Source organism: Caballeronia mineralivorans PML1(12) (assembly GCF_001028175.1).
Taxonomy (GTDB): Bacteria; Pseudomonadota; Gammaproteobacteria; order Burkholderiales; family Burkholderiaceae; genus Caballeronia; species Caballeronia mineralivorans.
Map to the genome: position 1 here is coordinate 16,969 of NZ_AEJF01000227.1, position 21,672 is coordinate 38,640.

At 60.1% G+C, this 21,672-nt stretch carries 21 protein-coding genes and 1 pseudogene; 19 read left to right on the forward strand and 3 right to left on the reverse strand.

The window, feature by feature from the left end:
* Positions 1–62: 62 nt before the first annotated feature.
* A pseudogene (locus tag EOS_RS49445) lies at positions 63–446 on the reverse strand (FCD domain-containing protein); the annotation flags it as partial.
* A 165-nt stretch (positions 447–611) separates the two neighbouring features.
* Here EOS_RS49445 and EOS_RS36785 point away from each other — a divergent pair.
* Entirely contained in the window at positions 612–1,295 is a 684-nt protein-coding gene (locus EOS_RS36785) for a type 1 glutamine amidotransferase domain-containing protein (protein ID WP_047897139.1), read from the forward strand.
* Between the two features lie 23 nt (positions 1,296–1,318).
* On the forward strand, positions 1,319–1,939 hold the full coding sequence (gene wrbA / locus EOS_RS36790; RefSeq protein WP_047897140.1) for an NAD(P)H:quinone oxidoreductase: 621 nt from the start codon (positions 1,319–1,321) through the stop codon (positions 1,937–1,939).
* Between the two features lie 130 nt (positions 1,940–2,069).
* Here wrbA and EOS_RS45225 read toward each other — a convergent pair whose 3' ends face one another.
* Positions 2,070–2,252, reverse strand: coding sequence for a hypothetical protein (locus EOS_RS45225; protein ID WP_075645469.1), 183 nt, complete (start codon positions 2,250–2,252; stop codon positions 2,070–2,072).
* A 392-nt stretch (positions 2,253–2,644) separates the two neighbouring features.
* Here EOS_RS45225 and EOS_RS36795 point away from each other — a divergent pair, with 392 nt between their 5' ends.
* The 17 genes from EOS_RS36795 (at position 2,645) to EOS_RS36875 (ending at position 21,303) form a co-directional block, all read left to right on the forward strand.
* Positions 2,645–3,199, forward strand: coding sequence for a glutathione peroxidase (locus EOS_RS36795; RefSeq protein ID WP_047897141.1), 555 nt, complete (start codon positions 2,645–2,647; stop codon positions 3,197–3,199).
* Between the two features lie 652 nt (positions 3,200–3,851).
* A complete protein-coding gene (locus tag EOS_RS36800; protein ID WP_047897142.1) occupies positions 3,852–4,895 on the forward strand; it encodes an NAD(P)-dependent alcohol dehydrogenase in 1,044 nt (347 codons plus the stop codon).
* A 25-nt stretch (positions 4,896–4,920) separates the two neighbouring features.
* Positions 4,921–5,238, forward strand: a complete 318-nt coding sequence (locus EOS_RS36805) for a hypothetical protein (protein WP_235443081.1) — start codon at positions 4,921–4,923, stop codon at positions 5,236–5,238.
* Entirely contained in the window at positions 5,235–6,239 is a 1,005-nt protein-coding gene (locus EOS_RS36810) for a CobW family GTP-binding protein (RefSeq protein WP_047897144.1), read from the forward strand. The genes EOS_RS36805 and EOS_RS36810 overlap by 4 nt, the downstream gene beginning before the upstream one ends.
* Complete coding sequence (locus tag EOS_RS36815) at positions 6,236–7,327, forward strand: WD40 repeat domain-containing protein (RefSeq protein ID WP_047897145.1); 1,092 nt, start codon at positions 6,236–6,238, stop codon at positions 7,325–7,327. Before EOS_RS36810 ends, EOS_RS36815 begins: the two co-directional genes overlap by 4 nt.
* A gap of 43 nt (positions 7,328–7,370) precedes the next feature.
* Positions 7,371–7,574, forward strand: a complete 204-nt coding sequence (locus EOS_RS36820; protein ID WP_047897146.1) for a hypothetical protein — start codon at positions 7,371–7,373, stop codon at positions 7,572–7,574.
* Positions 7,575–8,116: 542 nt separating this feature from the next.
* Positions 8,117–9,787 carry an aromatic/alkene/methane monooxygenase hydroxylase/oxygenase subunit alpha gene (locus tag EOS_RS36825; protein ID WP_047897147.1) on the forward strand — a complete coding sequence of 557 codons (1,671 nt, stop codon included), beginning with the start codon at positions 8,117–8,119 and terminating at the stop codon, positions 9,785–9,787.
* Between the two features lie 67 nt (positions 9,788–9,854).
* On the forward strand, positions 9,855–10,946 hold the full coding sequence (locus EOS_RS36830) for an NADH:ubiquinone reductase (Na(+)-transporting) subunit F (RefSeq protein ID WP_047897148.1): 1,092 nt from the start codon (positions 9,855–9,857) through the stop codon (positions 10,944–10,946).
* A 66-nt stretch (positions 10,947–11,012) separates the two neighbouring features.
* Positions 11,013–12,098, forward strand: coding sequence for a ferritin family protein (locus tag EOS_RS36835; RefSeq protein ID WP_047897149.1), 1,086 nt, complete (start codon positions 11,013–11,015; stop codon positions 12,096–12,098).
* A 44-nt stretch (positions 12,099–12,142) separates the two neighbouring features.
* Positions 12,143–12,496, forward strand: a complete 354-nt coding sequence (locus tag EOS_RS36840) for an MmoB/DmpM family protein (RefSeq protein ID WP_047897150.1) — start codon at positions 12,143–12,145, stop codon at positions 12,494–12,496.
* An 83-nt stretch (positions 12,497–12,579) separates the two neighbouring features.
* Positions 12,580–13,599, forward strand: coding sequence for an amidohydrolase family protein (locus EOS_RS36845; protein ID WP_047897151.1), 1,020 nt, complete (start codon positions 12,580–12,582; stop codon positions 13,597–13,599).
* A complete protein-coding gene (locus tag EOS_RS36850) occupies positions 13,596–14,378 on the forward strand; it encodes a metal-sulfur cluster assembly factor (protein WP_047897152.1) in 783 nt (260 codons plus the stop codon). The genes EOS_RS36845 and EOS_RS36850 overlap by 4 nt, the downstream gene beginning before the upstream one ends.
* 44 nt (positions 14,379–14,422) lie before the next feature.
* Complete coding sequence (gene groEL, locus EOS_RS36855) at positions 14,423–16,060, forward strand: molecular chaperone GroEL (RefSeq protein ID WP_047897153.1); 1,638 nt, start codon at positions 14,423–14,425, stop codon at positions 16,058–16,060.
* Positions 16,061–16,589: 529 nt separating this feature from the next.
* On the forward strand, positions 16,590–18,602 hold the full coding sequence (locus EOS_RS36860; RefSeq protein WP_047897160.1) for a sigma-54-dependent Fis family transcriptional regulator: 2,013 nt from the start codon (positions 16,590–16,592) through the stop codon (positions 18,600–18,602).
* Between the two features lie 177 nt (positions 18,603–18,779).
* Positions 18,780–19,202: a rubrerythrin family protein gene (locus EOS_RS36865; protein WP_047897154.1), complete on the forward strand. Its 423-nt coding sequence runs from the start codon at positions 18,780–18,782 to the stop codon at positions 19,200–19,202.
* Positions 19,203–19,358: 156 nt separating this feature from the next.
* On the forward strand, positions 19,359–20,696 hold the full coding sequence (locus EOS_RS36870; RefSeq protein WP_047897155.1) for a heterodisulfide reductase-related iron-sulfur binding cluster: 1,338 nt from the start codon (positions 19,359–19,361) through the stop codon (positions 20,694–20,696).
* Between the two features lie 25 nt (positions 20,697–20,721).
* Positions 20,722–21,303 carry a DUF3501 family protein gene (locus EOS_RS36875; protein ID WP_047897156.1) on the forward strand — a complete coding sequence of 194 codons (582 nt, stop codon included), beginning with the start codon at positions 20,722–20,724 and terminating at the stop codon, positions 21,301–21,303.
* A gap of 56 nt (positions 21,304–21,359) precedes the next feature.
* Here the strand turns inward: EOS_RS36875 and EOS_RS36880 are convergent.
* On the reverse strand, positions 21,360–21,672 hold a 313-nt coding region (locus EOS_RS36880), incomplete at its 5' end, for a penicillin acylase family protein (protein WP_047897157.1).

Here is a 21,672-nt window from a genome sequence, read left to right on the forward strand (position 1 = left end):
CCGGACTCTTCATGAAGCTCCGAAAGGATTTTGTGTGGCGCTTGCGATTATGTGATGGAGGGTTAAAGACTCGGCCTAGACGCGTTCCTTTGGGCCATCCGCGGAAATCCACGATTTTTTCGCATCTGCGGTACATGCAGTACAAATAGAGTTCTCCTGCTTGCGGGGAAGACGGCAGGCGTGCTTGCTCGACAGCGGCCACTCGATGCGTCCTCGGATATACGAAGGATAGCGAACCGATTAGGTTGATCCATCGAACTGGCGAGCTCGTCTGCGATCTTGACCATCAGCGCATCGCCCGTCATCACCGCCAGTTGCCGATGAAACAAGCGGTCGCCGCTATTCCATAACGCGCGCTGCGCAGGATCGTAGATGTTTTCCATCTGATTGAGATATTGCGCGGCCAATCGGTCGCGACGCGCACGTGCAGCTGCGCGACGGGTTATGCCGCGTCGAGACGCCGTCGGGCGGCATGCGTGCCGCCATAGGACGCCAGGGAGAAACACCCGCCGTGCCCTTGATAGCCGCCTATACTGGCTGGATATCCTGGTGTTCGACTGCGCCAGGCAGCGTTCGTTGTAACGCGAACCTAACAGACTCGCAAGGGTGTTATGAAACTTCTGATGGTTTTGACTTCACACGACCAACTCGGCAATACCGGCCGGAAGACTGGATTCTGGCTAGAAGAATTTGCCGCTCCTTATTACGTGTTCAAGGACGCAGGTGTCGAGATTGCACTTGCATCCCCCAAAGGCGGGCAGCCGCCCCTCGATCCCAAGAGCGACGATCCGGATTCACAAACCGACGCCACACGGCGTTTCAAGAGCGACAAGGATGCGCAGGCTGCTTTGGCAAGCACGATGAAGCTCTCGACTGTCTCGAGCGCAGGCTATGACGCCGTGTTTTATCCCGGTGGGCATGGTCCATTGTGGGATCTGGCGGAAGATCCGCAGTCGATTGCATTGATCGAAGCCATGGTTGCGGACGGTAAACCCGTCGCCGCGGTTTGCCATGCTCCCGGCGTGCTACGCCATACGAAGGCGCAAGATGGTTCCCCGCTTGTGCAGGGCAAGGCGGTGACCGGTTTTGCCAATTCCGAAGAGGAGGCCGTCGGCCTGACCCAAGTAGTGCCGTTCCTCGTTGAAGACATGTTGAAGAAGAATGGGGGCAAGTATTCGAAGGGCCCGGACTGGCAATCCCATGTCGTTGTCGCCGGGAACCTCATTACCGGCCAGAATCCCGCGTCGTCGGAAGCCGTGGCAAAAGCGCTGCTGGCGACGCAGAGCGCGGCCTGACATGACGACCCAGGAGAGATGCCATGACAGTCAAGGTTCAAGTAGTGTTCTACAGCATGTATGGACACATCTATCGGATGGCGGAGGCCATTGTTGCGGGAGCGCGCGAGGTGGCGGACACCGAGGTCTCGCTCCATCAGGTTGCTGAACTGATGCCCGACGAGGTATTGGAAAAGAGTGGTGCCAAGGCAGCGCGAGCGGCGTTTGCGCATGTTCCCCTGGCTACGGTCGAGCAACTGGCGCAAGCCGACGCGATCATCTTCGGTACGCCCACGCGGTTTGGCAACATGTGCGCGCAGATGCGCAATTTCCTTGATCAGACCGGCGGGTTATGGATGAGCGGCGGCTTGATCGGCAAGGTGGGCAGCGTGTTCACCAGCACTGCAAGCCAGCATGGCGGACAGGAGACCACGATCACGAGCTTCCATAGCACGCTGCTCCATCAGGGCATGGTGATCGTCGGGGTGCCTTATTCCGAACAGGGCTTGCTCAACATGGACGAAATATCGGGCGGCACGCCCTATGGCGCATCCACCTTGACCAAGGCTGACGGCTCGCGACAGCCAAGCGACAACGAGCTGGCTATTGCGCGCTTCCAGGGTCGTCACGTGGCGCAGATCGCGGCGAAGCTCGCGGCGAAGTAACTGGACGTGTCATCTGCGCTAGCGGGAAGGGCGCACGCTTATGACCGTGGCGCCGGAGAGCTGGAGCATGCGGTGAACCGGCGGAACCCCACCAACGGGGTGGGTGGGGCCGACCGGGTCAAATGAATGGTCAGGCCACAGAAGTCGTATGCGGCACGATGACCGCGCCTTGCGGACCGCCACCGCCAGGCCCTCCTCCCGGGCCACCGTGTCCGGGACCACCCCATCCTCCTCCCGGCGGCGGGCCCCACCAGCATCCGCCAAGTAGCGATGTTGCGGCCGCCAGGGCAGCGATAGCTGCAATCTTTCTCATGCACTTCTCCTTCGTTTTCGGTGGGTCGCACCCGTTCACGCTGTCGATACGATCACATGAACGGCATGACTGTTCTTAAGTTATCAGCTTCGACCGAAGCCACTTGCTACGGCGAGTAACAAAACAATAACGCCTGTTTTTCCTGCAGCACTGACCGGAGCTGTACTGCAGACGCCCGGGGCAACGCGATGCGGCCTCTTACGCGACGCACCGTGCACCCACTGCGCTCACCAGTCGATACAAAACACAATAATGGGTAAGCCCTTGGCGAGAGTTGGTAATCAACCTTGGCATATAGGTTGCCGGACGCATCGCGCGCTGCTTTGACGATTCCGAAGTACGATAGGCGCTGCCTGATCCCACACTCATCCCATTCTCCAGCGAGTCAAACCATGAGCCAGACAATCTACGATATTCAGGTTAAATCCATCGACGGCGCAGCGCTTACGCTTGAACCGTTCAAGGGCAAGGTGTTGTTGGTGGTGAACGTGGCCTCCAAGTGCGGACTTACGCCGCAATACGAAGGCCTGGAGAAACTCTACGAGGACAAGCGGACAGAGGGCCTGGAAGTGCTGGCGTTTCCGGCGAATAACTTCAAGGGCCAGGAGCCGGGCAGCGACGCCGAGATCAAGGAGTTTTGCAGCCTGACCTACGATGTCAAATTCCCCCTGTTTTCGAAGGTATCGGTGGTGGGCGCCGACCAGCATCCGCTTTACCGGACGCTGACCAGCACGCGGCCGAATGCCACCGGTGACGGCCCTTTTCGCGAGCGGCTGAAGGGTTATGGCATCGAGCCTAATCCTGCGCCGGACGTATTATGGAATTTCGAGAAATTCGTGATCAGCAGGGATGGCCGCGTAGTGGGCCGTTTCGCCCCCGATGTCACGGCCGACGATCCACGCCTGCTCGAAGCGATCCAGGCGGAACTGTCGAACGAAGCGCAGTAACCGCATGCCACACGGGTTAGTGGCGGTCGTGTTTGGATTGAATCGTGCAGAGCAATCAGAACAGTTTGTTCGGAGTTCTTACGGACAATCGATCGAGTAGAAGCCACAGTGTTGAAGCGCAGACGAGGGGCGATTGACCTCGTTTTCCTGAAGCTTATTCGATGACGCAATACACGCTCGGCTGCACCTGTAGCCCGCTTGAAGCGAACGAATACGCCGTTTGAATCTCACTGGCGGCGTTTTGGGCGGCCAGAAAATCTCGAGCGTGGACCACGGCGAGGGGTGGCCCCGCGCCAACACGTTCCCCCCTTCAATGGCGGCACCCATGTGTCTCATTTCGAGACACATGGGCTAGCCACCGCTTGATCAGGCGTCCGATTCTGCGACAGTGGGCGAGTTCCCGAGCGGGCCAGAGCGGCTATCCAGTCAGTCACTTTCCTTTTGTCCGCCGGGCAGTAAGGCCCAGCTGTGGCGGGTTAAGCGTCGTCGGCACAGAGATTGCATAAACAAGAGCGATAAAAATGCGTTGGAGGAGCCGGCGAGTTTTCGAGTTGACGATTTTCGAACGCGCGTCGGGCGTAACCAAAGCGCGCCCAACTGGCCATTTATAGGCCGGCAAGTTTCCCTGCAAGCCGTGATAAGGAGACAAAACGTGAAAGCTGCAGTGCTGCATGAGTACGACGAATCATTGACTCGTGACGAGTTCGTGCGTTATGAGGAGGTCGCTGATCCGAAGATCGGGCGAGCCACCGACGTGATCGTGCGTATAGGAGGCGCCGGTGTCTGCCGCACCGATCTGCACGTTGTCGAAGGCATTTGGCGCAGCAAGGTCGACGTGGCGTTGCCCTACATCATGGGCCACGAAAATGCCGGCTGGGTCGAGGCCGTGGGATCCGCCGTGGAGAGCGTCAAGGTGGGCGATGCCGTGATTTGCCACCCGCTCGTGACCAGCGGTCACTGCCTGGCGTGCCGGCGCGGCGACGACATGCATGCGACCGACAGCAGTTTCCCAGGCATCAATGCCAATGGCGGTTATGCCGAATATCTGCTGACGGGCGAGCGTTCGCTGATCAAGCTGCCGAAGTCGCTGGCGCCCAAGGATGTCGCGCCTTACACCGACGCTGGATTGACCGCTTACCGCGCTGCCAAGAAGGCGTCGCGCCATCTGCTGCCCGGCCAGTTTGCCGTTGTGATTGGCGCCGGCGGCCTGGGGCACATCGGCATCCAGGTATTGAAGGCCTTGTGCGCTGCGGAAATCATCGTGGTCGACCGCTCGGAAACCGCATTGCAACTGGCTAAGGAGTGCGGGGCGCACCATACGGTCAAAGGCGGCAGCGACGAAGTGCAAAGCGTGCTCGAGTTGACCAGCGGCAATGGCGCGGAGGCGGTCATCGATTTTGTCGGCGAAGGTGATGCGGTCGCCAAAGGCCTCGCCATGACGCGCAACGGCGGGTTCTATTACATCGTCGGTTATGGCGGGAAGATCGAGTTGCCGAGCATCGACATGATCACCAGCGAGAAAACCATCGTCGGCAATCTGGTCGGTACCTATCCCGAACTGGTCGAGTTGATGGCGTTGGCCGATCGTGGACTGGTTCATCTGGCGACGAAGGAATACCGTTTGAGCGAGGCGAATCAGGCCCTCAAGGACCTGCACCACGGCAAGGTCAGGGGCCGCGCGGTGCTGATTCCATAGCGATGGGTCCGACAGGGAGAGCGCCGTGGCGTCGCAACAAAATCCAATGCCGATTCCCGAACGTGTGCGATTGGTCATTGCACTGACCGAGGTCAATTCCCGCTACTTGCGCGGCGAAAACCGGTGCGCCGGCGCTGAGATCGAGTTGGCGTGTGCGCTGGCGTGCGAGAAGCACGAAGGCGTCACGCCGGACCGGACGCGGGATATCGCGCAATTGCGGGAGCGGTTGAGCGCCTCGGAAAACGAGCTGCTGGCTATCGAAGCCGAGCGTGACTGGCTCGAGAACGAGCTGGCGAATTTCGACACGGCGGGGTCGGGCAAGCAACCGGGAGATTTGCAATGAATCGAATACCGGTCACTGCGCTTACCGGGTTTCTCGGCGCCGGCAAGACCACGCTGCTCAATCGCATCCTGCGCGAGCAGCACGGCCGGCGTTACGCGGTGATCGTCAACGAATACGGCGAACTCGGCATCGATGGGGGTCTCGTTGTTGGCGCGGAAGATGAGGTGGTTGAGCTGAACAACGGCTGCGTGTGCTGCAAAGTGCGCGGGGACCTGATCCGCGTGGTGTCGGGGCTGATCAAACGCAAGGGCGGCTTCGACGGCATCCTGATAGAAATGTCGGGATTGGCGGACCCCGCACCCGTGGTTCAGACATTCTTTTTCGACGATGCCATCCGTCAGCGCACGCGGCTCGACAGCGTGATTTGCGTGGCCGACGCGCTGCACCTGCAAGCACGTCTGGCCGACAGCCGTGAGGCCGCGGAGCAACTGGCACAGGCGGACACCGTACTGCTCAACAAGACCGACCTCGTCGATGCAACCGGTCTGGCTTCGGTAGAGGCAGCCATACGAGGGTTCAACCCCACTGCGGAGTTGCTGCACAGTGTCCGCTGCGCAGTGCCGCTTGCTGCGCTGCTGGATCGAGGTGCGTTCGATCTCAAGCGCCTGCATCTTGATTCGTCGCCAGACAACGCCAACGAGCCGCCCCGCGATGAACGGCCGTTTCGCCATATATCCGTTAGTCTCGGCCGTCACAGCCATGGCATTGATTGCGTGTCGCTGCACGTCGAAAAACCGCTGGAACGCAGCCGGTTTCTATCGTGGCTGCAGCAACTGGTAGTCGAGCAAGGCCAGGATCTGTTGAGAGCCAAAGGGATCGTCGACCTGGCGGGATCGGACCGGCGCTTTGTGTTCCAGGGAGTGCATATGACCATGGACACGGATTTCGACCGGCCTTGGGGTGTGGACGAAGTACGCGATAGCAGGCTGGTGTTTATCGGCCGCAATCTCGATCGACGCGGATTGCGGGAGAGTATCGGGCACTGCAAGACCGACTCATGAATGCGCCGCCGCCTTTGATCGAGTTGCTCGGGGCCCGTTGGGTGACGGAGGCCCCGGTCGTTGCTGTCGCTTGGGATGCCGCCGGACTCAATGCCGGATTCGCGCTGGGTGACGGCACGCTGGCGCTCGCGGTTGCTGAATGGCGTGGTGGCCCAGGGCTCAAGCCGCGTCAGGGCGGCGGTGTCGAATTCGTCCAGGCGCAGGAGCCCGCCGCGCCGCTGGCCCGCTTCAGCGTGCACGACGGCACCTGCCTCGCACTCGCCGCCGACCCTGAAGGAGGATTTCTCAGTGGTGGCGACGATGGCCGGCTTGTCCACTTGAATGTGGATGGTGCGAGCGAGGTTCTCGTCGATGCCGACGGTGAGTGGATCGACCTCGTGGCGACGAGTCCGGCCGGCCGAGCCTATACAACCGGCCGCCGGGCTCACTGGCTGGGAGCGAAGCCTGCCAGTCTGGCGTTATCGGGCTCGGCAACGGCCCTTGCTTTCAATGCCGCCGGCGATCAGTTGGCGATCGCCCATCAGGGCGGAGTCACGCTATGGCCCGTTCACGCCCATGTTCCGCGCCTGCTTGCGTGGCCCGGCTATCACCGCAGCGTTGCCTGGAGTCCCGACGGCCGCTATCTGGTGAGCGGCATGGAGGAGAACGCGTTGCACGGGTGGCGCCTGCCGGACGGTGGCGACATCGAGATGGGTGGTTATCCCGGGCAACCCCGATCGCTATCGTTTTCGGCGGACGGCCGGGTTCTGGTCACGAGCGGTGGTCCGCGTGTGGTTTGCTGGCGATTCGACCCGCCAGGTGGCGACGACCAGCCGCGAGAATGCGGCATTGCGGGCAAGACCCCGGTCACTCAGGTTGCGTGTCATCCCACGCATCCATTGATTGCCGTGGGGTATCACAACGGCGCGGTACTGCTGTGCCAGCCGGGCGGCAGTGACGTCCTGTTCGTCAAGGGGGCCGGCGACAGTCCTGTCAGCGCCATCGCCTGGTCGCCCGATGGATCTCGCCTTGCGCTGGGCACGGAGGCCGGTGAACTCGGGCTCGTGTCGCTGCCGGAGGCACTGTTTCACTTCGGAAGCCCGAGATGAAGCGAGCGGGCAAGATCTATTACATGCAAAGAAGGAGACAACGATGACCGATGCACACCTCACCAAGGACCAGTTCTTCGAGCGACTGGGAGCGATTGGCGATGAAATGACCGCGGCTTATGGCAAGGACTTCGCGATGGGCGCCCTGGTTCTCGCCGCGCGTTTCATTGCCGAAAAGAAGCCGGATGGTGATAACGCCCAGAGCGTGATCTACACGGGCGATAAGCATGGAGGCTTGAGACTGTAGAGAGTTGTGTATTGAGGCTCAGGGCTGCGCGATGACCGTGCCGTCTGACTGCCTCGGGCGGTCTCTTCTTCCCCACCGCAGGTAAATGGTGAGACCGGGACGAGGACGCTGTTTCTGTCGTCACGTAGATAATACGGTATCCTGATTAGTTGAAGAATCCACTTAAAACCGCGATAGTGGAGAGCGTCCCAATATCGGACAGATCGGCTGAATGCGAATGTCGCATAACAAAACAGAATTCGCTGTAGGGAAATGATGCAAATGGCCGCATGCACTGCACAGCCTTATAGGGCGCGACGTTAGCCTCGTTGGCACGCAAATCGCTCTATGAGAGTAGATCGAGACCCAAGCGTCGATGATCCGAAGTGCATGACAAAACGACAGGAGGCATGGATCGTGAAGACCGGACCCGCATACCTTTTTGTTCGCGACAGTGACCCCCGCCTGTGTTGTTGATTGTTGACTCTGGCCGCGGCATCAACCGGCCCTGCCCGTAGCGCCGCCATACGACGGTGAATCGTGAAATGGAAAAGGAGAGCTCAATGTCTGATGGATTAACCCTCAACAAGATCACGTCCCAGCGTGGGATCAGTATCGGCGAGGCGGCACGCCGCGTCGCCGATCTCGGCTGGACGCCCAGTTACGTTCAGGAGGCCATGACCTTCCCGACGGACTACAAGATCAGCAAGGCGCCACGCGACCCGATGAAACAGGTGCTGCGTTCCTATTTTCCGATGCAGGAGGAAAAGGACAACCGCGTCTACGGTGCGCTCGATGCGGCGTTGCGCGGCGACATGTTCCGCAATGTCCAGCCGCGCTGGGTCGAGTGGATGAAGCTGTTCCTCGCGATCATCCCGTTCCCGGAGATCTCGGCGGCGCGTTCAATGGCGATGCTCGGTCGCCTTGCCCCCGGAGAAGAACTACGCACGGGTTTCACCATGCAGATGGTCGACGAGTTCCGGCACTCGACTATCCAGATGAACCTCAAGAAGTGGTACATGGAGAACTATATCGACCCGGCTGGGTTCGATATTACCGAGGCGGCATTCGGCAAGTGCTACGCGACCACGATCGGTCGCCAGTTTGCCGAAGGGTTCCTCACCGGCGATGCCGTCACCGCAGCGAACGTGTTCCTGCAAGTGGTCGCCGAAACGGCGTTCACCAACACGCTGTTCGTCGCCATGCCTTCAGAGGCCGCGCGCAACGGCGACTATGCATTGCCGACGGTGTTCCTCTCGGTGCAGTCCGACGAAAGCCGGCATATCGGCAACGGCCATTCGCTGGTGATGTCGGTCATCAACGACCCGGACAACCATCTGTTGCTCGAGCGCGATCTTCGTTACGCCTTCTGGCAGAACCACGCCATCGTGGATGCGGCAATCGGCACGTTCATCGAGTACGGCACCACCGACCGGGACAAGAACAAGGAGTCGTATGCCGAGTTGTGGCACCGGTGGATCTATGAGGATTACTACCGTACCTACATGCTGCCGCTGGAGAAATACGGCATCAAGATTCACCACGACGACGTAGGGGCCGCATGGGATCGCCTGGTGAAGAAGAATTACGTCCACAAGGTCGCGCAGTTCTTCTCCGTGGGCTGGCCGGTCAACTTCTGGCGTATCGAGGCGCAGACGGAAAAGGACTTCGAGTGGTTCGAGCACAAGTACCCGGGCTGGTACGCCGAATTCGGCGACTACTGGAAGTGGTACGCGAAGAAGAGCGTGCCTGGCGAGACCAACATGCTGTTCGACCAGGAGAACGGTTATGTGTACCCGCACCGCTGCTGGAGTTGCCTGGTGCCGTGCCTGATCCGGGAAGACTTCGTAGTCGACGAAGTGGACGGCCAGCTGTACACCTATTGCTCGGAGTTGTGCCGCTGGACCCACAAGGTAGCGTTCGCCTCGGAATACGAGGGGCGGCCGACACCGGCCATGGGGCGCTTCAGCGGACGCCGCGAGTGGGAGGAGTGCTACCACGGCTGGGATCTGGCCGATTGCATCAAGGATCTCGGTTTCGTGCGCAGCGACGGCAAGACCCTGGTGCCGCAACCGCATCTTCGGTTCGACGACAGGAACATGTGGACGCTCGATCATGTTCGCGGTCACATCATCCAGAGCCCGATCGTTCTGCTTCGGGGCATGACACCGGAGCAGCGCGAGAAGCACATCGCCGAATATCGAGCCGGTTTCAAGATTAATCCGGTTAACTGACGAAGCGATGCCGTCCGGGAGTGAATGAGTGGGTGATTACCGCTCCCGGACGAATGAGGAGGGCACGATGAGCGACACGCAATGGAAGAGGGATGCCATGCCGGAAACAATCGACTACCAGACAGTTCATACCGTGCGATTCGAGCCTGTCGGCGTCGAGATGGAGGTCGCGGAGGGCGAGACCGTGCTGGATGCCGCCTTCCGCCAGGGCATCTCGGTGATGCACGGATGCAAGGAAGGGCAGTGCAGCAGTTGCAAGTCCTTGTTGATCGACGGCGATGTCGAGATGAAGAAGTACTCAACCTTCGCGCTGCCTGACTATGAGCGTGATACGAATCACATCTTGCTGTGCAGGACGCTCGCCTTCAGTGACCTGACGGTCGAACTGCTGAACTACGACGAAGACCTGATGCGCCGCTCTATTGCGGTGAAGGAATTCGGGGCGACGCTGACGAAGATAACCGCTCTCACGCACGACATCAGGCTGCTCGAAGTGGAACTGGATCAGCCGCTGCGGTTTTGGGCCGGCCAGTATGTCGACCTGACCATTCCGGGGCTGGACATTACCCGATCGTTCTCCATGGCGAGCGTACCAAGCGAGCCACGGGGCCAGACGAGTCTTGCGTTCATCATCAAGAAATACCCCAATGGCGCCTTCTCTTCTCAGCTCGACGACGGCCTCAAGCCGGGCGACCGGCTGGTGGCAAAGGGACCGTATGGCACGTGCTTCCGGCGCGAAGAACAGCCGGGGCCGATGGTGCTGGTGGGCGGCGGTTCGGGAATGTCTCCCCTGTGGTCGATCCTCAACGATCTCGTCCAGAGCGGCGAGCAAAGGCCGGTGCGTTTCTTCTACGGCGCGCGTACCCGTCGCGACTTGTTCTATCTCGACGATTTCGCCGAACTCGCGGCGAAGCTGCCTGACTTCCGCTTTATACCCGCGCTTTCGCACGCTGAAGCAGGCGATGACTGGACCGGCGAGACCGGCTTCATTCACGAGGTGCTCGGACGGACCTTGCGCGAGGAAGCGCTCGCTGGCGAGATCGACGCTTATACGTGCGGTCCGACACCGATGATCGATGCGGTGATGCCCGTATTGCAAATGGCCGGCGTTGCACCCGAGCGGCTTTATTTCGACAAATTTACTCAGGCCGTCCGCTGACCGGCCCCTTTGCAGGGCTCCCGATTGCGGGATGTTCCGATAACTGAAAGACGAAGGAGGATCAACATGAGCACCTCGATAGAGCAACCGGTACCGCTTGCGTCAGGCGCGGCGGGTGCGGCCCAGTTTGCCGGTTGGGACAGCCGCAAGTACAACTACTACGAGCCGAAGGGGCGCAAGGCGACGCACTACGAGGACATGACCGTCGACGTTCAGCCGGACCCGAAGCGGTATTTGCTGCAGGACTGGATCATTTCGTTCGCCGATGGCACGCCGACCTATTCCGAAACCTGGACGGCGGCCAAATGTACAGACTGGCACAAATTCCGTGCGGTCGACGAGGAATGGGAGCGCACCCACTACCAGCGCCAGTCGACGATCATCGGCATGATCAGCGGCGCTATCGGCAATGCCCGGCGCTCGGGGGCGGTCAAGCGTTTCGACAAGGCGTGGCTCAAGGTGTTGGAGCAGCATCTCGGGGCATACAAGCATGCCGAGTTTGGCCTGGGTACTGCGACCATGCACGCGCAGCGCTATGGCGTGACGCAGATGATCAATAGTGCCATCCTCACGAATGCGTCGTACAAGCTGCGTTTTGCCCAGGACCTCACGCTGTATCTGGGAGAGATTGCACTGGACGCGCCGAATCTCGACCTCGATGCCGGTAAGTCTCACTGGCTGGACGATCCGATCTGGCAGGAAACGCGCCGGGCAGTGGAGGCCATCGGCGGTGCAACCGACTTCCTTGAAAAGTACTTCGCGGTAAACGTGGTCTTCGAACCGCTGGTGGCCGACCTGTTCCGCAGCGGCTTCATCATGCAGATGGCCGCATCGCAAAACGACTTCCTGACGCCCACGGTAGTTTCCGCGGCCGAGGGCGACTATGAGCGCAACCTGGCCAACGCGGTCGAGCTGTTCCACATGCTTGCCAACGACCCGAAGCACGGCGACGCCAACCGCAAGTTGTTCGGCGAGTGGCTGGAAAAGCACGGCGCCCTGGCGTCTGCCGCTGCGAAGCACTTGCAACCGATATGGTCGATTCCGCATGCCAAGGTGGTGCAGTTCAGCGACAGCATGAACAGTTCAATCGAGCGCGCCGAGATGATCGCCCGAGAGATCGGCATTCATTTTCCTCTGGCGATCCAGGCCTGAGCCATTCTTTAGTAATACGATCTAACCGGGAAGAGGAGTACGCAATGTCAGTGCATACCGACAACATCTTCAAGTCGATGAAGGACGTTCGTTTCGAGCAGACTATTTCTCATCAGTGCGGCGTCACCATGAACGATAGTGTCGAGGCACGCGCGATTGCAGAGTTAATGGCGCACAAGCCCGGCATCACGGTGACCTACCTGCCCGCCATGATTCGTATCGACGGGCAAGGGAAGATCGAGTTCAAGATGAGCGAGATCAGCGAATCGCTTGGCCGCGAGATGACCCCGCATCTGTTCGAGATTTCCACCTCGACCCATTACGGGCGGATGGTGATGATAGACGACGACACCGTCGTGCTGTTCGGCAATATGGACGACGCCATGGCTTACGAGTGACAACGTAACCCGCTATTGAACCTCGCGACCGGCTTTGCATGCCGTGAGGCAGGTCGCTCTCGCACAACCATGGAGACAATGTCATGTATCGAACCAAGGACGGTGAAGAGATCTTCATCATCGACGGGCACGTCCACCTTTGGGACGGCAGCAAGGCCAACTTGAAGAACGTTCATGGCCAGCAGTTCATCGATTGCTTCTATGCCTATCATTCGAACCTGAGCCCCAAGGAGTATTTGTGGCCGAAGGAGAAGTTCGACAAGTACGGCGAAGAAGTCATGTACAACGACCTGTTCGTCACAGGCTACGACGACATGGCGATCTGTCAGCCGACGTATCTGACGGACTTCTACAAGAACGGCTTCAACACGACCGAGGCCAACTACGTGTTGAAGGAGAAATACCCGAATCGGTTCATTGTCAACGGCGCGTTCGACCCTCGCGACGGCGAAGCCGGACTCGATTACCTGGACGAGTTGTCCGAGCGCTACAAGGTCAAGGGCGTCAAGCTCTATACCGCCGAATGGCGCGGCGACAGCAAGGGTTACAAGCTGTCGGATCCTGGCGTGCAGAGGTACCTCGAACGCTGCGAAAAGCTGGGTATCAAGAACATCCACGTCCACAAAGGTCCGACCATCCTGCCGCTGAACCGCGACGCCTTCGATGTTGCCGACGTCGACGACGCGGCGACCAGCTTCCAGAACCTGAACTTTATTGTCGAGCACTGCGGCTTGCCGCGCCTGGACGATTTCTGCTGGATCGCGACCCAGGAAACCAACGTGTATGGCGGCCTGGCGGTGGTGCTGCCGTTCATTCACACCCGTCCCGAGTATTTCGCCCATGTAATTTCAGAATTGCTCTTCTGGATCGGCGAAGACAAGATCCTGTACGGCAGCGACTACGGTATCTGGTCACCCAAGTGGTTGATCGAGAAGTTCATGGCATTCGAACTGCCTGAATCCGTCAGCAAGGAGACGGGCGTTCAACTGTCGTTGACAGCGAAGAAAAAGATCCTTGGGCTCAACGCGGCGCGCTTGTATGGCGTCGACATAGAAGCGCAGAAGAAGCTGCTCGCCGACACCCGGCAGCCGGCTACGGCATGACCATCATGCTCGCCGAAGCTGCCGTTGAGCGTACTGCGGAGGTGTGGGCGCGGCTCCAGTCCGTCATCGATCCCGAACTCGACGAATCGGTGACGGAACTGGGTTTCGTCACCGGCGTCGACGTCGATACGGGCGGTCACGTTCGCATCGATTTCCGCTTGCCGACCTACTGGTGCGCTGCCAATTTCGCGTTCCTGATGGCCGACGACATGCGTATTGCCGTCGCGGCCTTGCCGTGGGTCACGAAGGTCACGGTGGGCCTCGGTGAGCACATGTATGCCGACGAGATCAATCGCGGCGTCGCGGCCGGCCTGTCGTTCCAGGCGACTTTCGGCGATGAAGCCAGCGGAGAACTGGAGGAGGTTCGCCGAACGTTCATGGTCAAGGCTTTCCAGCGAAGGCAGGAAGCGCTGCTAACGTATCTGCTCGATCATGGGCATGAGCCAACGGTGCTGCTGCAGTTGAGCGTGGTGGAACTTGCCGCGCTGCCGTGCGATTCAGCGGGTCATCGTCTCGTCGAACGCTATCTGGAGCGGCGCACGGTCGTCCGATCGAGCGCAGATGAGATGGCCTTTGTCGACCACGAAGGCGCATTGCTCGATGCCGGCGAAATCCACGCCTACCTGCGCGCCTTGCGACGGATTGGCGTCAACGCCGAATTCAACAGCGCGATGTGCCGCGGCTTACTGGCCACCCGATACGGCGCAGCATGCACGCCTCAAGTGGAGGTCAAACCGGTGCATTTCGTTCGTTCTATCAGCGCGGTCAGATCAATTTAAAATGGTTTGCAATCCAAATCAATCATAAACGGAGACAGGCAATCATGCCGAATATCATGTTGCATGACGATGAGGCCCGCATGGCTCTCGGCCGCGGAGTCGCCAAGCTCGCCAAGGCGGTACGTGGCACGCTTGGGCCCCGCGGGATGAACGCGATCATCGACCGTCCGATCGGCACGCCGATCATCTCCCGCGACGGTGTGAGTATCGCCAATGAGATCGAGCTGGAAGACGTGTTCGAGAACATCGGCGCGCAGGTCGTGCGGGAAGTATCGAAGCAGACCAACGAAGTGGCCGGTGACGGGACCACTACGGCGACAGTTCTGGCCGACGCGCTGGTGCAGGATGGCCTTGCCTGTCTCGCGGAAGGGGCCAACCCCGTCGAACTGGTCCAGGGACTCGAGGCCGCTGTAACCGAGGTCATTGCGGCGCTCAAGCGCACAGCGACCCCGCTGCGCGGAAGCGAAGAGGTCCGTGCGGTAGCCATAGTGGCTGCGAACGACGAGGTCACGGGCGCGATGGTGGCCGAAGCGCTGGAGCGGGTAGGTCCCGACGGCATCGTCGACGTCGAATATGGAACCACGGTTGAAACCCGGCTGGAAGTGGTCGACGGCATGGCCTTCGATCGTGGCTACCTGTCTCACCACATGGTCACGGACCTTGAAAGAATGCAGGTGGTGCTCGATAACCCGCTCATTCTGATGACCGATCAGCGGCTGCAGTCGCTGGAAGAAGTGGCGGCAATCCAGGCGCTCGTGGCAAAAAGCAAGCGCCCGCTGCTGATCATTGCCGAAGAGGTTGCCCCTGCGTGTGTGGTGAGCTTGCTCGCCTGGCGAGACAATGGCGGGGTGCCCGTGGCGGCCATCCATCCGCCCGAATACGGGCATTGGCGCAAGGCGATGCTAGAGGATATCGCCATCGTCACGGGAGGCCGGGTGATCGCCCGCGATCTGGGCGGAAAACTCGAGACCACGGAACTGCGAGATCTCGGCAGTGCCCGGCAAGTGCGCATTTCCGCAAACCAGACCATCATTACGGCCGGTGGCGGCGATCCGGTCGGCATCGTCGCACGTCGCCAGCAGGTTGCGCGCCAATACGAGATGGCGCCGGAGAATGTTGAACGGGACAAGTTCCAGGTGCGCCTCGCCAAGCTATCCGGCGGCACCGCGATGATCCTGGCCGGCGGAGCCACGCCGGTCGAACAGAAGCGGCGGCTTCATCTGATCGAGGATGCGATCAATGCCGCGCGCGCGGCGATTGCCGAGGGCGTCGTGCCCGGAGGGGGGATGGCGTTGCTGCGGGTGTCCTCCGAGCTTGAAGGGATCGTTTCACGAACTCAGGGCAGCGTCCAACAGGGCGCGAGACTGCTGCAGCGGGCGCTGATGAAACCGCTGTATCACATCGCGACGAACTGCGGCCTGAACGGTGACGCCATCGTGGCCGAGGCGGTGCGATCGAAGCCGGGCATGGGACTCGATGCGCGCACCGGTGCCTTCGTGAACCTGGTAGAGGCGGGCATTATCGATCCGGTGAAGGTCAGTTACAGCGCGGTGCGCAATGCGGCTTCGGTAGCCGGGTTGATTCTGACCACCCAGACGCTGATCGCCAAGAAGCCGGAGTCCATCGATCCTACTGCCGGGCCAGCCCTTGGTGGCGGCGCTGAAGTGTTCGGCCGGAAGTAGCCGTGCCGTCGCCGGCCTCTGTGTGGAGACCGGTGAAATAGCTATAAATACTTCGGTATCCGAATTTTAGGTCGCTCTTCGTTATCTGAATTCGGACAACCCGAGTTTCCGGCCTGTCCGGCTCATCTGGTACAAGGCAGCCAGTCCGTTTCACGTGAACGCGTGATCCGACTGAGCACGCTTTGTAATAGCCGGCTATTACGCCAATACCCGTTGAGTCATTTCCGCTAAAAATAGCGTCGCAGGGGCTCCTTATATGTCTGCTATGTGTCTTGTGAAAGAATAGTTAGCCACGTTGGCCGGACCGTGTTTTCCCGAGCGGACCTGATCAGAAGCTAGGCATATACTAGTCCGTGGTGTTGCTGCCAGCTTACAGAATCGAACAACGAGAAGCGCCAGCCGCAATGCCAGATAGCGAGTCACGACGAAGCCTGCCGCAGAGGGGTTTCGGGTTGACCAATCGCATCGGAGGAGACTTGTGGCGAGACATCAAATTGACAGTGTGTCAGGTTCTGGCGATCAGGCCGTGATGCATGGCGTGATGGCCCAGGCGCAGCGGGCCGACGTCGTCCACTCTGACCGCAACACAATGCGCGCATGGGAGCGTTTCCTGGCGGGTGATTCATCGTTGTCGGTTCCTTCGGCTCTTGTCGCGTCGTGGCAACGTAGTCTGCAGTCCGGCGTCAATCCTTCTGCAAACCTCGCGCCGTTCGCGGTACACGGCGACGCTGTCGAGGCTTTGCGTTGGCGTCATCGAGAGTTGCTGGCGGCCTCCGATCGTCTTTTCGCCGCGACGGCGGATCTCTTCGCGGATTCGCATTCCATCTTGCTTCTCACCAACCAGGATGGTGTGATTCTCAAAGCCGCGGGCGACCTTCGCACCCTGACGGCCGGCGAGAAAATCCATTTGACGATAGGCGGCGACTGGCGCGAAGGCATGGCCGGCACCAACGGCATCGGCACCGCGCTCGCTACCGGCGAGCCAACCTATATTCATGGTTCGGAACACTTCTGCGAAGGGATCAAGTCGTGGAGTTGCGCGGCGGCGCCGATTTGCGAGCCCGGAACCGGTAAGATCATAGGTGTACTGGACATTTCCGGGCCGCCCTCGACTTATCAGATCAATAACCTGACATTGGCGATCACAGCGGCACGACAGATCGAAATGGTGCTGGCCGAGCAGTCCGCCCGTCAGCAGATGCGTCTATTGGCTTTTTGCCTGCAACGGCTTTCATCGTCCGATGCAGCGGGGATGATCGCCATCGACCGGCGCGGACGGCTTGTTCATACAACCGGCAGGGTGCCGCTTCCCGTCGGCATCGGAGAGCGGTTTCCCGGGATGGACGAAAACTCCGCCGTGGAGGACTGGGCCCGGCACCTGCCCCAAGGCTTGCGTGCCGAATGGTTCAACCCGGTCGTTGTAGAAGGCAGCACGATTGGCGCAATGCTCGTTGTTCCCGCAATGCGATCGCGGCCGACGGCCAACCGGATTGCCGAGCGTAGCGGCACAGTCGGGAATGCGGTCGGGAGCGGGGTGGGCAGCGAGGCGGGAAGCGAAGCCGATCCTCAACGTAACTGCTTCGCCCAGATATTGGGGCAAAGCGCGGCAATGCTCGCCGCCGTCAATCGAGGACACCAGCTTGCCCGCAGGCGCGTGCCGGTGTTGATCGAGGGCGAGACCGGGGTCGGCAAGGAACTGTTCGCGCGCGCACTACACGGAGAGGAATGCGGGGGCGGAGCTTTCGTCGCGTATAACTGCGGGGCGGCATCGAAGGAGCTGATAGGAAGCGAGTTGTTCGGCCATGTGCGTGGCGCGTTTACTGGAGCCACGGCAGAGGGACGGCCAGGCCGGTTCGAACTGGCGCATGGCGGCACCTTGTGTCTCGACGAAATCGGCGAGCTGCCACTCGAATTGCAACCCGTCCTGTTGCGCGCTCTCGAGGAGGGTGTCGTCTACCGGTTAGGAGACACGCAGCCACGGCGCGTCGATGTGCGCCTTTTGGCAATGACCAATCGTAATCTGCACGACGAAGTAAAATCCGGCCGATTCCGCGGCGACCTCTATTACCGCATCAGCGTCACCCGCATACGGATCCCCCCTCTGCGCGAGCGGGACATCGACATCGATCTCCTGGTCGAACATTTCAACCGGCGACTGGCCCAACGCCACGCGGTTCCAGTGAGGCGGCTGAACGCCGAAGTCATGGCGGTGCTGCGAGCCTATTCGTGGCCGGGCAATGTCAGGGAGATGCGGAACATTATAGAAAACTTACTGTTGACGTCGCGCGAGGAGGAGGTGGCGCTCGACGAATTGCCTGCGGAACTGCTCGACGAAACGGGGACTGTCGCCACGGCGGAGCCGGCGCTGCTTCAGTCAACCAGTCTGGAAGAAACGGAGCGCGTGGCCATTGCTCGCGCGGTGCATGGCGCTCATGGCAATCTCGCCCAGGCTGCGCGTTCGCTTGGCGTTTCGCGCAGCACGTTATATCGAAAGCTGGAGATCTATCAACTGGAAGGCATCGTCAAACCGGCCATGGAATGACGGGCTCCAGCGTTGCAAACAGCTATCGACGGGATTGAAAACTACAATCGGGGGCACCCGATCCACCTGCTAGATTTAGATGGGACTGTGCAGGTTCGCGCGACTGCATGGCGAGTCATCGAGACGACCTATATTACAACCGCGCACCCCCCAATACAGGCTTGCATGGAGGTTTAGATGTCGCAACTCAAGGGTTCGAAGACCGAAGAAAATCTGAAAGCAGCATTCGCTGGCGAATCTCAGGCGAATCGTCGTTATCTATATTTCGCAGGCAAGGCGGATGTCGAGGGTCAGAACGACGTGGCAGCGCTTTTCCGCTCGACAGCGGAAGGCGAAACCGGTCATGCCCATGGGCACCTCGAATATCTGGAAGCGGTGGGAGACCCCGCCACCGGTTTGCCGTTCGGCTCGTCGCGCCTGAACCTGCAAGCGGCGGTTGCCGGCGAAACGCACGAATACACCGACATGTATCCGGGTATGGCGAAGACGGCGCGCGAAGAAGGTTTCGACGAAATCGCCAACTGGTTCGAAACGCTTGCAAAGGCCGAGCGTAGCCACGCTAATCGCTATACCAAGGCGCTTGACGCGCTAGTCGACTGACGTGAGACGCGTCGGCGGCAGCGCCGACGTTCCTGATAGACATGGCGCCAAGTATGCGGCGACGGTTCGCAGGCGTCTGCTCGTGTTGGCGTGATGCGTAGCATCGCGCCAGTCATCCGGGATCAAAGCATAAAAGTACAAAAGGAGCATGACGGCATGCCCCACAAAGAAGGCAGTCTCGAAGCACCCACCCGGCATCCGCTGGACTGGCTTTCGGACGGGTTTTACGACCAGGAGGCACTCGATCAGGAGCTGACACGCGTCTTCGATATCTGCGCGGGCTGCCGGCGTTGTGTGTCGTTGTGCGGTGCGTTTCCCACGCTGTTCGATCTGGTCGATGCAACGGATACGGGCGAAGCACACGAAGCCGACAAGAGCGAATTCGGCAAGGTGGTCGACCAGTGTTACCTGTGCGACCTGTGCTACATGACGAAGTGTCCGTACGTGCCTCCGCATCCGTGGAATGTCGATTTTCCGCATCTGATGCTGCGGGCCAAGGCGGTCGACTACAAACGCGGCGACGTGAAGCTACGCGACAAGTTTCTCTCGAACACCGATGCGCTCGGTCATTTGGCGGGCATTCCGGTCATTACGCAGACGGTGAACGCAGTCAATCACACAGTCACGGCGCGCGGCATGATGGAAAAAGCGCTCGGCGTCGACAAGGACGCGTGGCTGCCGGATTTCGCGGCGCGTAAATTCCGCGGTGCAGCAAAAAAATCATCGGCGTCGCAGGCTGTCAATGGCGAGCGTACGCCCGGCAAGGTAGCGATTTACGCCACCTGTTACGTGAATTTCAATGAACCCGGCATCGGCCACGATCTGCTTGCGGTGCTCGCTCACAACGACGTGCCTTACGAGCTCGTCACGAGCGAAGCGTGCTGCGGCATGCCGTTGCTCGAACAAGGCAACTTGCAGGGCGTTGCGGACAAGAAAGAGAAGAACATGCCGGTGCTCGCGAAATACGCGCGCGAGGGTTACGCGATCATCGGCGCGATTCCGAGCTGCGTGCTGATGTACAAGCATGAACTGCCGCTGATGTTTCCCGACGATGCCGACGTGCGAGCGGTCAGTGAAGCCTTCTGGGATCCTTTCGAGTACTTTGTATTGCGTCACCGGGATGGACTCCTGAAGACTGACTTCAAGACCGGATTGGGCAAGGTGGCGTATCACGTGCCATGCCACGCACGAGTGCAGAACATCGGCCGCAAGACGTCTGAAACCTTGGCGCTGGTGCCGGACACGCAGGTGAGCGTAGTCGAACGATGTTCCGGACATGCCGGCACGTTCGGCGTGAAAAAGGAGTTTCACCGCACGGCGATGCAGATCGGCACGCCGGTATTCAAGGCGATGGCGCAGCCGCAGCCCGATTACATTTCGTCGGATTGCGCGCTGGCCGGCCATCATATCGAACAGGGGCTTGAGGAAAATGGCTTGCCGAAAGCGCAACTCGCGCATCCGCTGACGCTATTGCGCAAGGCCTACGGCCTCTGATATTTCGCACTGCAAGGACACCCCGATGAGCATCGCCCGCCATTCGCTGTTGTCGCTCGAGAACTATTCGAAGTCGCGCATCGCCATGCGCACTCAGGTGATCGAGCACAAGAAAGAGCGCACCGTGCCGCTAGGTAATCACGTCACGTTCCTGTTCGAAGACGAGTTGACGATCCGCTATCAGATTCAGGAAATGCTCCACATCGAAAAGATCTTCGAAGAAGAAGGTATTCAGGCCGAACTGGATGCCTACCTGCCGCTCGTGCCGGACGGCAGCAATCTGAAAGCGACGATGCAGATTGAATACGCGAACGAAATCGAGCGGCATGCCGCGTTGGCACGGCTGATTGGCATCGAGGATCGCGTGTTCGTTCAGGTGGAGGGCGAGCCGCCGGTGTATGCGATTGCCGACGAGGACCTGGAACGCGAGAACGCCGAGAAGACCTCCGCAGTGCATTTTGTCCGCTTTGAGCTAACGCCCGCGATGAAAGCGCGCTTGCGCGATGGGGCTGCGTTGCAGATCGGATGCGATCACCCGAACTATCCGGTGCCGGTGCAGACGATCGAGTCCCGGCAGCGGGCGTCGCTCTTGAAGGATTTGACGTGATTGCGGCTGTTGGCCGGCACTGCCGGATGCGGTGACGTTGGAGCGTCTCGGGCAGTTCACTGCGCTGGCCGCACCAATTCAAGCCGGTGAACTGTCTTGCCCGGCAGGAACGGCGTCGTCTCGCCATGCACCCACGCACCATGCCCCGCGAGAAAATATGGCGACAGTGGGTTTCCCGATTGTCCGCCTGGCATCTCGAAGATACCGTCCTGCTCGCGCCCCGGTGATACAACCATCCGTTCGGATGCGCCGAACGTCGGCGTCTGCACTCGTGGCATGTTGAAGTCGCCCGGCAGCGGGTCGCGCGGCGCGCCGAGCCAGCCGCGCACCCACGGGAGCCACGACGGCAAGGTCCGGGCGAACGGATGC

What these genes read in the sequence shown, in the direction of transcription:
- EOS_RS36785 (WP_047897139.1), top strand. Translation starts at nt 612, where the DNA reads ATGAAACTTCTGATGGTTTTGACTTCACACGACCAACTCGGCAATACC.
- wrbA (WP_047897140.1), top strand. Translation starts at nt 1,319, where the DNA reads ATGACAGTCAAGGTTCAAGTAGTGTTCTACAGCATGTATGGACACATC.
- EOS_RS45225 (WP_075645469.1), bottom strand. Translation starts at nt 2,252, where the DNA reads ATGAGAAAGATTGCAGCTATCGCTGCCCTGGCGGCCGCAACATCGCTA.
- EOS_RS36795 (WP_047897141.1), top strand. Translation starts at nt 2,645, where the DNA reads ATGAGCCAGACAATCTACGATATTCAGGTTAAATCCATCGACGGCGCA.
- EOS_RS36810 (WP_047897144.1), top strand. Translation starts at nt 5,235, where the DNA reads ATGAATCGAATACCGGTCACTGCGCTTACCGGGTTTCTCGGCGCCGGC.
- EOS_RS36815 (WP_047897145.1), top strand. Translation starts at nt 6,236, where the DNA reads ATGAATGCGCCGCCGCCTTTGATCGAGTTGCTCGGGGCCCGTTGGGTG.
- EOS_RS36820 (WP_047897146.1), top strand. Translation starts at nt 7,371, where the DNA reads ATGACCGATGCACACCTCACCAAGGACCAGTTCTTCGAGCGACTGGGA.
- EOS_RS36825 (WP_047897147.1), top strand. Translation starts at nt 8,117, where the DNA reads ATGTCTGATGGATTAACCCTCAACAAGATCACGTCCCAGCGTGGGATC.
- EOS_RS36830 (WP_047897148.1), top strand. Translation starts at nt 9,855, where the DNA reads ATGAGCGACACGCAATGGAAGAGGGATGCCATGCCGGAAACAATCGAC.
- EOS_RS36835 (WP_047897149.1), top strand. Translation starts at nt 11,013, where the DNA reads ATGAGCACCTCGATAGAGCAACCGGTACCGCTTGCGTCAGGCGCGGCG.
- EOS_RS36840 (WP_047897150.1), top strand. Translation starts at nt 12,143, where the DNA reads ATGTCAGTGCATACCGACAACATCTTCAAGTCGATGAAGGACGTTCGT.
- EOS_RS36845 (WP_047897151.1), top strand. Translation starts at nt 12,580, where the DNA reads ATGTATCGAACCAAGGACGGTGAAGAGATCTTCATCATCGACGGGCAC.
- EOS_RS36850 (WP_047897152.1), top strand. Translation starts at nt 13,596, where the DNA reads ATGACCATCATGCTCGCCGAAGCTGCCGTTGAGCGTACTGCGGAGGTG.
- groEL (WP_047897153.1), top strand. Translation starts at nt 14,423, where the DNA reads ATGCCGAATATCATGTTGCATGACGATGAGGCCCGCATGGCTCTCGGC.
- EOS_RS36860 (WP_047897160.1), top strand. Translation starts at nt 16,590, where the DNA reads ATGCATGGCGTGATGGCCCAGGCGCAGCGGGCCGACGTCGTCCACTCT.
- EOS_RS36865 (WP_047897154.1), top strand. Translation starts at nt 18,780, where the DNA reads ATGTCGCAACTCAAGGGTTCGAAGACCGAAGAAAATCTGAAAGCAGCA.
- EOS_RS36870 (WP_047897155.1), top strand. Translation starts at nt 19,359, where the DNA reads ATGCCCCACAAAGAAGGCAGTCTCGAAGCACCCACCCGGCATCCGCTG.
- EOS_RS36875 (WP_047897156.1), top strand. Translation starts at nt 20,722, where the DNA reads ATGAGCATCGCCCGCCATTCGCTGTTGTCGCTCGAGAACTATTCGAAG.